The sequence below is a fragment of the Mycobacterium sp. E802 genome (assembly GCF_001666875.1).
Taxonomy (GTDB): Bacteria; Actinomycetota; Actinomycetes; order Mycobacteriales; family Mycobacteriaceae; genus Mycobacterium.
Genome location: NZ_LZJD01000106.1, coordinates 1 through 10,895 on the forward strand (window position 1 = coordinate 1; position 10,895 = coordinate 10,895).

11 protein-coding genes are annotated in these 10,895 nt (G+C 67.7%); 6 read left to right on the plus strand and 5 right to left on the minus strand.

Going from position 1 to position 10,895, the window contains the following annotated elements; all coding sequences use genetic code 11:
- The coding region (locus A5699_RS15735) for an MFS transporter (protein ID WP_157561287.1) at positions 1–739 on the minus strand (739 nt) is incomplete at its 3' end.
- Positions 740–878: 139 nt separating this feature from the next.
- Between A5699_RS15735 and A5699_RS15740 the strand changes: the two genes are divergently transcribed.
- Positions 879–1,178 (plus strand): thiamine-binding protein, encoded by a 300-nt coding sequence (locus A5699_RS15740; protein WP_067770834.1) that lies wholly within the window; start codon positions 879–881, stop codon positions 1,176–1,178.
- Here A5699_RS15740 and A5699_RS15745 read toward each other — a convergent pair.
- Positions 1,175–1,480, minus strand: coding sequence for a metal-sensitive transcriptional regulator (locus tag A5699_RS15745; protein WP_044514570.1), 306 nt, complete (start codon positions 1,478–1,480; stop codon positions 1,175–1,177). The two genes, A5699_RS15740 and A5699_RS15745, sit on opposite strands and share 4 nt — an antisense overlap.
- Before the next feature lie 168 nt (positions 1,481–1,648).
- Here A5699_RS15745 and ilvD point away from each other — a divergent pair, with 168 nt between their 5' ends.
- A complete protein-coding gene (gene ilvD, locus A5699_RS15750) occupies positions 1,649–3,352 on the plus strand; it encodes a dihydroxy-acid dehydratase (protein ID WP_067770836.1) in 1,704 nt (567 codons plus the stop codon).
- Between the two features lie 17 nt (positions 3,353–3,369).
- On the opposite strand, the gene A5699_RS15755 is transcribed toward ilvD, so the two are convergent.
- Positions 3,370–5,976, minus strand: a complete 2,607-nt coding sequence (locus A5699_RS15755) for a LuxR C-terminal-related transcriptional regulator (RefSeq protein ID WP_067770838.1) — start codon at positions 5,974–5,976, stop codon at positions 3,370–3,372.
- A gap of 169 nt (positions 5,977–6,145) precedes the next feature.
- Positions 6,146–6,592 carry an SPW repeat protein gene (locus A5699_RS15760; RefSeq protein ID WP_067770840.1) on the minus strand — a complete coding sequence of 149 codons (447 nt, stop codon included), beginning with the start codon at positions 6,590–6,592 and terminating at the stop codon, positions 6,146–6,148.
- Between the two features lie 136 nt (positions 6,593–6,728).
- On the opposite strand from A5699_RS15760, the gene A5699_RS15765 reads away from it, so the two are divergent.
- Positions 6,729–8,189, plus strand: a complete 1,461-nt coding sequence (locus A5699_RS15765; protein WP_067770843.1) for a hypothetical protein — start codon at positions 6,729–6,731, stop codon at positions 8,187–8,189.
- Between the two features lie 3 nt (positions 8,190–8,192).
- On the opposite strand, the gene A5699_RS15770 is transcribed toward A5699_RS15765, so the two are convergent.
- On the minus strand, positions 8,193–8,768 hold the full coding sequence (locus A5699_RS15770; RefSeq protein WP_067770846.1) for a TetR/AcrR family transcriptional regulator: 576 nt from the start codon (positions 8,766–8,768) through the stop codon (positions 8,193–8,195).
- 139 nt (positions 8,769–8,907) lie between these two features.
- Between A5699_RS15770 and A5699_RS29950 the strand changes: the two genes are divergently transcribed.
- The 3 genes from A5699_RS29950 to A5699_RS15785 form a co-directional block, all read left to right on the plus strand.
- Positions 8,908–9,618, plus strand: a complete 711-nt coding sequence (locus A5699_RS29950) for an SAM-dependent methyltransferase (RefSeq protein ID WP_157561288.1) — start codon at positions 8,908–8,910, stop codon at positions 9,616–9,618.
- The gene (locus A5699_RS15780) at positions 9,536–9,910 is read left to right on the plus strand and encodes an MmpS family transport accessory protein (RefSeq protein ID WP_231965732.1); all 375 of its coding nucleotides are present in this window, start codon (positions 9,536–9,538) and stop codon (positions 9,908–9,910) included. Before A5699_RS29950 ends, A5699_RS15780 begins: the two co-directional genes overlap by 83 nt.
- Positions 9,907–10,895, plus strand: a 989-nt coding sequence (locus A5699_RS15785) for an MMPL family transporter (RefSeq protein WP_157561289.1), incomplete at its 3' end; no start/stop codon positions are given. The genes A5699_RS15780 and A5699_RS15785, both read left to right, overlap by 4 nt.

Sequence of the window (10,895 nt, forward strand, 5' to 3'; positions counted from 1 at the left end):
TGATCACCACGATGAAGGTGTACGCGATGAAGTGGCCGGTGACGCCGATCAGGGTCAATGCCGACAGGAGCAGCAGACGGCGATTGCGCACGTGGCGGCGCGGGCTGCCGGGCGTTGCGGCGGTGGTCAGCAGAGGCAACGGCGGCAACAGTGCCCAGGCGGCCAGGGCCACCGCAGCGGCGGCGACGGCGATCACCGTGACCGCCGGCCGCCAACCCCACATCTCGCTGAGCGCCGCGCTGAGCGGGGTGCCCACCACCAGCGCCAGGCCGGTGCCGACATACACGGCCGCGGTGGCCCGGCCGGCGTGGCTGGCCGGAACCAATCGGGCGCCGATCGGCGCGATCACCGACCACATCAAACCGTGGGCCAGGGCGCACAGCACGCGGCCACCGGCCAGCACCGCGAAATTCGGCGCGAGCGCCGAGATCACCTGCGACAGCGTCAAGCACACCAGGGTTGCCACCAGCGTCCGGCGCCGCGGCCACCGCGCGGTCAGCCGGACCAGACCCACCGTCGTGAGCGCGGCAACCAGCGCATAGCCGGCCATCAGGGTGGCCACCAGACCCTCGCTGACGTCCAGGTCGCCGGCGATCGCCGGCAACGCACCGACGGGGAAGATCTCGGCGGTGACATAGACGAACGCCGCGGCCGCCAGCGCCCCGAGTTGCAGGGCAACGCGCGGTGTCCACGGGCTGGTGTGGGCGGCGAGCGATTCGCCGGTGACGCTGGAGGTCATGCTGGAATCCCACGGTAACGCCAAGCGGGGCCCAGTCGGTCCGTCGGCGCGCCTTCCGTGGCCGCGTTCGTAATCTGAGGGCGGGATTTCCGCCCGGCGACCGCCACCACGTTACGAACGCGGGCGCACAATCGATGTCGTGATCGTCGCCTTCAGCATCAGCCCGTCCGGTGGGGATGAGTCCGGGAGTGTCAGCGCCGCGGTGGCCGAAGCCGTGCGGGTGGTGCGCGCTTCCGGGCTGCCCAATGAGACCAATGCCATGTTCACCAACATCGAAGGTGAATGGGATGAGGTGATGGCCGTGGTGAAACAGGCCGTCGACGTCGTGGCCGCGGTATCGCCGCGCGTCAGCCTGGTGCTCAAGGCCGACATCCGCCCCGGCTACACCGGGCAGCTCACCGCCAAGGTCGAGCGGATCGAGCAGGCGCTGGGCGACTAGGAGCGAACCAGGCGGGCGATCGCGGCCGAGGCCTCGGCCAGCTTGGCCTCGGCCTGATCGCCGCCTTCGGAGACGGCCTGCGTCACGCAGTGGCCCAGGTGCTCGTCGAGCAGGCCGAGCGCCACGGACTGCAGCGCACTGTTGACGGCGCTGATCTGGGTGAGGACGTCGATGCAGTACTTGTCCTCGTCGATCATCTTGGCGATCCCCCGGACCTGGCCCTCGATCCGGCGCAGCCGTTTGGCGTAGTTCTCCTTCTGCGCCGAGTAGCCGTGTGCACCCGAGTTGTCAGCCGCGTCCATGGCTCAAAGTATACGGGTACCCCACCGGGGTATGTAAGATCGACGCGACCGGGTTCTTCCTGGGCCTCGACCTCACCACCAAGTCCCCGGAATGGACCGGCTGACCTGCGTCGTAGGGCTCCGGAAAGAATTTGGGCGGCTAACTAACCGAGGGGCATAATCACCAGCATGTCTCCTGCCGACCAGCCCGATATCAAGCCCCGCAGCCGCGACGTCACCGACGGCCTGGAGAAGGCCGCAGCCCGCGGAATGCTCCGCGCGGTAGGTATGGGCGACGACGACTGGGTCAAGCCGCAGATCGGCGTCGGGTCGTCATGGAACGAGATCACGCCCTGCAACATGTCGCTGCAGCGCCTGGCCCAGGACGTCAAGGCCGGGGTGCACGAGGCCGGCGGCTACCCGCTGGAGTTCGGCACCATCTCGGTGTCCGACGGCATCTCGATGGGCCACGAGGGCATGCACTTCTCCCTGGTCTCGCGTGAGGTGATCGCCGACAGCGTCGAGACCGTGGTGCAGGCCGAGCGCCTCGACGGCACCGTGCTGCTGGCCGGTTGCGACAAGTCGATCCCCGGCATGCTGATGGCCGCGGCCCGCCTCGATCTGGCCAGCGTCTTCTTCTACAACGGCTCGATCATGCCGGGCATCGCCAAGCTGACCGACGGCACCGAGAAGGAAGTCACGATCATCGACGCCTTCGAGGCGGTCGGCGCGTGCGTGCGTGGCCTGATGTCGCGCGAGGACGTGGACATCATCGAGCGGGCCATCTGCCCCGGTGAAGGCGCCTGCGGTGGCATGTACACCGCCAACACCATGGCCAGCGCGGCCGAGGCCCTGGGCCTGTCCCTGCCGGGCAGCGCCTCGCCGGTGGCGATCGACAAGCGCCGCGGCGAGTACGCCCGCAAGTCCGGTGAAGCGGTGGTCGAGTTGCTGCGCCGCGGCATCACCGCCCGCGACATCCTCACCAAGGAAGCCTTCGAGAACGCCATCGCGGTGGTGATGGCGTTCGGCGGGTCCACCAACGCGGTGCTGCACCTGCTGGCGATCGCCCGCGAAGCCGAGGTCGAGCTCACCTTGGCCGATTTCACCCGGGTCGGCAACAAGGTGCCGCACCTGGCCGACGTGAAACCGTTCGGCCGGCACGTCATGAAGGACGTCGACGAGATCGGCGGCGTGCCCGTGGTGATGCGTGCGCTGCTGGATGCCGGTCTGCTGCACGGTGATTGCCTGACGGTCACCGGCAAGACCATGGCCGAGAACCTCGCCCACATCGCCCCGCCGGACCCGGACGGCAAGGTGCTGCGCGCGATGAACAACCCGATCCACCCGACCGGCGGCATCACGATCCTGCACGGTTCACTGGCCCCCGAGGGTGCCGTGGTGAAGTCCGCCGGTTTCGATTCCGACGTGTTCGAAGGCACCGCAAGGGTTTTCGAGCGGGAGCGGGCCGCGCTGGACGCGTTGGAGGACGGCACCATCACGCACGGTGACGTCGTGGTGATCCGCTACGAGGGCCCCAAGGGCGGTCCGGGCATGCGCGAGATGCTGGCCATCACCGGCGCCATCAAGGGCGCCGGGCTGGGCAAGGACGTGCTGCTGATGACCGACGGCCGGTTCTCCGGCGGGACGACGGGCCTGTGCGTGGGGCACATCGCCCCCGAGGCCGTCGACGGCGGGCCCATCGCGTTCGTCAAGGACGGTGACCGGATCCGGCTCGACGTGGCCAACGGCACGCTCGACGTTCTCGTTGATGAGGCCGAGTTCGAGGCCCGCAAGGCCGGTTTCGAGCCGCTGCCGCCGCGCTACAAGACCGGCGTGCTGGCCAAGTACACCAAACTGGTTCAGTCGGCCGCGGTCGGCGCCGTCTGCAACTAGCGCCTTCGGCGCAGCGGTCACTCCCGGATCGGGCCACGACGGATGATGGCGGCCAGCTCCTCACGTGAGCTGGCGCCCACCCGCTGACAGGCCCGGTACAGGTGTCCCTCGACGCTGCGTACCGACATCACAAGCCGTTCGGCGATCTGTTTGTTGCTCAACCCGGCGACCACGAGTTCGACGATCTCGCGCTGGCGACCCGTCAGCGGTTGGCCCGCAGGGTTGCGCAACGCCGGGGTGCACAGTCCGCCGCATTCGTCGGCGCTCTCCTTGGCGACCGCGGCCGCATAGGCGCTGCGCTTGGCCTGACCGTGCCGGCCGAAGGCGACGGCGGCCTGTGCGGTGGCATCGGCGGCCGTCGCGCGGTCACCGAGCGCCCGGTAACCCTCTGCGGCAGCCAATAATCCGGCCCCGTCATCGGCGGCCAGCGCCTCGATATGCCGGGCCACCGTCTCGGCCAGGGGCAACTTCAGCGTCTCGGCGAGCTCGCGCGCCCGGGCTGCCCCGGAGCTGTCCCCCCACTGAGCGGCGGCCTGCAGGCACGCCAGTTCATGTGTCGGCTGAGCACACCGTGCGGCGTTGTCGCCCGCGTCGCGCACGACGGCGATCGCCTCGGTGAGCGCCCCACCGGCGGCCAAGGTCCAGCCGGTGGCCACCGACATCGCGGTGTGCATGAACACGTAGTCGTCGGGCACCCGCCGGCCGGCCCGGGCCAACGCCTCCTTCGCCTCGGTGGCCTGGCCGAGTTTGGCGTGCGCCTCGGCCAGCGAGAAGCAGCTGGCCACCCGTAAACCCGTTGTCACGTCATGTGTTTCGGCACCGGCGTAGGCCTCGTGCAGGTGCTTGACGGCGGCACCGAGATCGGCGCGGACCAGTTCGGCATGACCGAGCAGGTAGGCAAGGTTGGCATACACCAGGCCCGGGATCTCACGTGCCGACTCGTCCAACCGGGCCGCCATCGCCACGCATTCGTCGATCCGGCCCGTCAGCCGGCAGGCGCGGCCGTGGACCGCGCCGAACCAGAACCGCATCGGGGAGGATTCAGACGAGGTGAGGGCCCGGTCGATCGCCTGCTGCGCGACATCGTCGATCTCGTCGACGTGTCCCAGCGCACCGAGTGCCATCGTCAGAGCGATCGAGGCCATCATGGCGTGCAGGTCCGGTAGCCCCCCGTATTCCAGTGCGGCCCTGGCTTTTTCCTCGGCGCTGACGCAGTGGCCCAGCACGGCATCGACGCAGGCCTGCATGGCCCGGCGTTCCATCTGCTGTTGATCGGTTTCGGTTGGGCCGGCGATCTTTTCCAGAATGGCGGCGGCGTCGCGTGGACGGCCGAGCATCCAGGCCAGGTTGGCCGCCCGCACCGTGGCCCAGTGATGGCTGTCGGGCTTGCCGTCGGCGGAGATGTCACGCAGGACCGTCTCGGCCTCCTCACCGCGGCTCAGCAGGATCAGCGTCATGGCGCGCATCGGCGCGGCCGCGGGCGCGCCGCATTCGGCTGCGGCAGCGGCGAATCGGTCTGCGGCATCGGGATCGAGCAGCACCGCAGCGCACCGTGCCGCCGTCAGGTACAGATCCGGATCCGGCGGGAGGTCGGAGTGCAGCGCCAGCAGCGCGCGTCGCACGGTCTCGCGCATGTCCCCGTCGGGCGTGCGAGCCAGCCGTTGCGCGAGTCTGCCGCGGATGCGCGACAAGTGCATCTCACCGGTGGTGGCCCGGCGCAGTTCGCCGTAGAGCGGGTGGGCCAGCGTGGCCATCAGTTCGCGTCCAGCCCGCTCGACGGTGACCAGATGCATCTGCTCGGCGGCCTCCAGGTCCGCGTGCTCGACGAGATCGTCGAGAACCTCGACGCTCAGCGGCTCGCACTGTGAGAGCGTGTCGAGCACGAGCGCCATACCAGGGTTCAGTTCGCCGAGCCGCCGGCCGACCATGTCGGTGATGCTCTGGGAGACAGCCACATCGCCGTTCCACATCCACACCCCCGCGGATGGGTGCATCTGGCCGGCCGCAACCTGATCTTTGACCAGTTGCAGCAGATAGAGCGCATTGCCACCGGTGAGCTTCCAGAACCGTCGGGCACTTCGGCTGTCGACCGGGCCACCAACCGCCGATTCGATCAACGTGGTGGCCGCGGTGATCGACAGCGGTTCGAGGTCGATCCGATCGAGTAGGCTGTCCTTCCACAACGCGGTCACCGCGTCGGGTTCCGGGCCGCCGGATCGTGCGGTGACGACGAGACGTACGCCCCGAGTCTGGGCGAGTTGGTGGACGACGTGCGCGGACAGCGGGTCGAGCAGGTGTGCGTCGTCGATGCCGATGACGACCCTCCCGGTGCGTTGTTGCGTGACGAAGGAATCGATCACCCGGCGCACGTCGGGCAGCGGATCGCACATGCTCTGACTGATGGATCCGGTGAACGCCCCGAGCGGGATGGCCCGCGCGGATTCGGTGGCGACGAACCAGTTGGTGCGCAGCCCCGACGCCGCGGCATGGCTGAGGGCTTCGCGGGCCAGCCGGGTCTTGCCGACACCGGCACTGCCGACGATCAGCACACCGTGATGGGTGCCCGGCCCACCAAGGGAACGACGGATCGCCGCCAGTTCTTCTTCCCGCCCCGCCAGCTTCATCTCAGCAGTTCGTTACCCGCCATCGCCGTCCTGGAAGTCGTTTGCCCAGGATATGGTGCAGAACCCGGCACCGGACGCAAATCGGGGCAATGTCGGGCGAGCAGAACCCCGGGCACACCGAATCTCGGGCCGGCCGGGCACCGGTCGGCTCGGTCTTTATCGGATCTGTCTACCGGGTGGCGTGGCGGACTTCGGTATTGCGCACCCGCATCCCGAGGTACATCGCGTTGAAGCCCAGCAGCATCACCAGTACACCGCTGATCACATGCGACCAGATCATTCCGGCCGTCGGCCCGCTGACGAACACCCACGGCGAAATGATCAGCCACACACCGAAAATGGGCAGCGTCCACGTCATGCCGTGCGCGCGGTCCAGCGCGAAGCTGAAACTCATCGACAGCAGCGCGATCGCCCCGCCCACGATCAGATCGTTCACGGTCAGCCTGCCGAAGGCGTCATAGCCGACGATCCACGGCGACAACGCGACGTACATCGCCGTCAGCAACGTCAGGCCGAAGGTGATCTGGGCGGCCATCGACTCGGCCACCCGGTCGTACCCGGCCCGCAGGGCCAGGATGTCGGGGTGCTGGTCGATCGATGAATGGACCGTACTCATCTCTTGTCCTTTCCGTTACACGGCAAGGCGTTTGGGCCTTACCGCAGCCATCCATCACCTCCCAGATTACGCCGACGCCGGCGCTGTGGCGGCCGGGTTGGGCGGCCAAGGGATCCGCCCCGGTACAGTGTCTTCAATGCGCGGGCGCAGCAACGCCGGGACGGACGAATATGCCGGTGCCCGTGAGCAACTCGGCTGGTTCGGGATGCTCTTCGCGATGGGCCTGGTGTTCCATTTCTCCGACAGCCAGCCCCAAGCGGTGTTGCCGGTCCTGCTGGCCGCCCTGCCGGCGCTGATCTTTTTCGGATCCGTCGCCGCCACCGGGCTGGCCCTGGTCGCCGGGGCGGTTGTGGCCGCGCTGAACCTGCCGGCCGCATCGAACCATCTGGTGATGAGCCTGCTGGTGGCCCTGGCCCTGGGCGGCGCCGCGGTGTGGGCCCTGGCGGACCGCAGCAGCCCGGACCGGCCCGGAAGCTTTGTCACCCGCTGGCTCCAGAGCGCGCGCAGCCCCGTCGGCCTGGTGTTGCTGGTGGTCTATCTGTTCACGGTCTTCGACAAGTTGAACACCGCCTATTTCACGCCGGCGACCTCGTGCGGAGGTGAGCTGTTCGGTCAGCTCTTCTGGCTCAACGGGGCAGACGGTGTGGTGCCCGGGCCAGTGGTGGGACAGTTCGTCGCGGTCACGACGGTGGTGATCGAGGCGGCCCTTCTGGTGTTGCTGGCGGTGCCACGGTGGCGTTACCGGGGCATGCTGCTCGGGGTCGGATTCCACTCGGTCCTGGCGCTGGCCTCGTTCTACGACTTCGCCACGGTGGTCTTCGCGGTGTATGTGCTGCTGGTCCCGGCGGAGGCGTTCGCCACAGAGCGGCCGGAGAAGCCACGGCGCGCGCTGCGAGTCGTCGCGCTCACCGGCTTCGCGGCGCATGTGCTGCTGAGCGCGGGGTCGAGTTCGGCCGAGTCACCGGACAGCCCGCTGGGCCTGCCCTGGCACAGCCTGCTGGTGCTCACCTGGGCGGTCGCCGTCTTCCCCGTCATGTATGCGGTGTTGCAGAAGTACCGCGCCGCGCCGGCCGCCGCGGCGCGCTCCGTGGGCCGGCGCCTGCAGCCCGCCGTGCTGCTGTTGGTGCCCGTACTGGCGTTCGTCAACGGGTTGACACCGTATCTGGGGCTCAAGACCGTCGCGAACTATTCGATGTTCTCCAACCTGCGCACCGAGGACGGCGCCACCAACCACCTTCTTTCCGGGGTGAGCGCCCTCGAACTCGTCGGCTACCAACGCGACACGGTGACCGTCGTCGGACTGGAAACGCCCGACCGTCCTGGGGATCTGACGTATCTGCGACGCCAGGCCCGCTGGGTGTCGGAGGACCCGCCGGTCCGGATTCCGTGGCTGGAGTTGCGCCGCAGTGTGCTGCTCTGGCGGGATGCGGGCCTCGGCGGCATCGGTATCGCCTATGTGCACGACGGGGTGTCGCACGTGGTGGACGATGCGATGGCCGATCCCGTGCTCACCGCACCGCTGCCGTGGTGGCAGCGGCATCTGCTCGCCTTCCGCGCGGTGGACTCGGGGTGGGGCGCCGACGCCTGCCGTTGGTAGCCGTCAGGCCTGCAACGTGGAGGCCGCCGGCAGCAGTCGTTGCGCGCAGTCCAGCAGCACCCGGTGCAGTTCCTCGTCCGAGATGTCGTTGAGCTCGGGGTCGGTGGCACTGCCGTAGATACCCGAGGCGAGCACCGACATGCAGATCCGGCCGGTGGCGTCGGGATGGGGCCCGAGCAGGATCCCGGTGAGCCGTTCGATGGTGTCCTGGAGTTCGGCGCGACTCTGCACCAGACCGTCGATGACCGGGTCCCCGTGGAAGACGGCCGTCACCCGGCGGTGCCGCACGGCGAGATCGACCATGCCGCTGACCGCGGCTTCGCGCCGCGCATCCGGCGACGACATCGACTCGGCGATCCGGACCAACCGCATCATGTCGTCGAAGACGGGCTGGATGACCGCCAGCGCGATCTCGTCTTTCGAGTGGAACTGGTAGTAGACGGCCGCCTTGCTGACGCCGAGACGATCGGCGATCATCTGCAGCGACGTGCCGTTCACCCCGTGCTCGGCGAACAAACTGAGGGCGGCCTCGAGCACTCGTTCGCGCGCAAAGCCACGCGGCGCAACAGCCTTCGCCACAGCCGTCCCTCCGTCGCGCCGAGCGTACCCAGACGCGGGCTAAATCACAGTGTCAATAGCCGAACTAACTTGATCGCAGTTAGCCGACTGTATAAGTTTCACTTTACATCCGGCAAGGAACCTTCGGGGAGGAGTGCTGATGCCGAGCGCATGCATGGCAGATGCCGCAGATCTCCTCGACTCCTACCTTCTGGCCGCCGTCGACACGGGCATCGACCAGGTGGTGTTTCTCGCCTCCGACCTGGATCCGCGCCCTTACCAACTGCCCTGGCCGGATGGGGTCACCGTCTACGTCGTCGACGATCCGGCGATCATCGACGTCAAGACCCATGCGGTGACGGGTATCACCCCGACGGCTCCGGTGCGTAACGTGCCCGCCGCCATCAGCGGTGATTGGCCCGTCACACTGACCAGGGCCGGATTCGACGCCGAGCGGCCCACCCTCTGGAGCACCGAAGGCGTACTACCCTTCATCCCATTGCACGAGCAGTGTCGGCTCGTCGCCGACATCACCTCGCTCAGCACGCCGGGCAGCAGGCTGATCTCGGAGAGGTCGGCCAGTCCCTTCCGGGACGATTCCGGCGGGGACGCCGACGCGGAGGACCCTTGTTGGGAATCCGCCGACGCCGACATGACCACGAAGTGGCGATGGAGCTTCGTAGCCAGCCGGTACGTCACCGCGTACCTGACCTCCGAAAGGCCGACCAGGGAACATGAAGCTGCTGAAACGGTTCTGGATCCCTTTGATCATCACCGCGGTGGTCGTGGTGGGCGGCTTCACGGTGATGCGGGTTCGCACGTTCTTCGGCGCCGGCGACGGTTCGGGCATCTCCAGCGCCAAGGTCGATGACACCAAGCCGTTCGACCCCAAGGTCGTGGTCTATGAGATCTACGGCGAGCCCGGCGCCTACGCCGACGTGAACTACCTCGACCTCGATGCCCAGCCCCAGCGCATCGACGGGGTCACCCTGCCGTGGACGCTGCGGCTGGAATCCACCGCCCCGTCGGTGTTCCCCAACATCGTCGCCCAGGGCAACGGCGACACCATCAGCTGCCGCATCACCGTCGATGACGAAGTCAAAGACGAGAGAACTTCCAATGGCGTGAACGCCCAGACCTTCTGCTTGGTGAAATCTGCATGAGCAATTACGACACCCCGACCGACTCGTTCCCGGTCAGCGGCCCACAACACGCCCGGCACGCTGAGCACGGCGGTATCGCCAAGTGGATCCGGCGCCTGTCGGTGCCGCTGATCATCGGCTGGGTCGCGCTGATCGCCGTCCTCAACGTCATCGTCCCCCAGCTCGAAGAGGTCGGGAAGATGCGTTCGGTGTCGATGACACCGGACGAAGCACCGTCGATGGTCGCGATGAAGCGCGTCGGCGAGGTGTTCCAGGAGTTCAAGTCCAACAGCTCGGTGATGGTCGTCCTCGAAAGCGACCATCCCCTCGGCGACGACGCGCACAAGTACTACGACGAGATCGTCGACAAGCTGGAAGCCGACAAGTTACACGTCGAGCATGTCCAGGATTTCTGGGGCGACCCGCTGACCGCCTCGGGCGCGCAGAGCTCCGACGGCCTGTCGTCCTACGTGCAGGTCTACACCGCCGGTAACCAGGGCGAGGCGCTGGCCAACGAGTCGGTCGAAGCCGTCCAGAACATCGTCAACAGCGTGCAGGCGCCCGAGGGTCTGAAGGCCTACGTCACCGGCCCCGCCGCCCTGTCGGCCGATCAGAACATCGCCGGTGACCGCAGTATGCGGATGATCGAGGCGCTGACCTTCACGGTCATCATCATCATGCTGTTGATGGTCTACCGCTCCATCATCACGGTGATCCTCACCCTGGTCATGGTGGTGCTGTCGCTGACCGCCGCACGCGGCGTGATCGCATTCCTGGGCTACTACAACATCATCGGGCTCTCCACGTTCGCCACCAACCTGTTGGTGACCCTGGCCATCGCGGCGGCCACCGACTACGCGATCTTCCTGATCGGGCGATATCAAGAGGCCCGCAGTGTGGGCGAAGACCGAGAACAGGCCTACTACACGATGTTTCACGGCACCGCGCATGTGGTGCTGGGCTCGGGCCTGACCATCGCCGGCGCCACGCTGTGCCTGCACTTCAC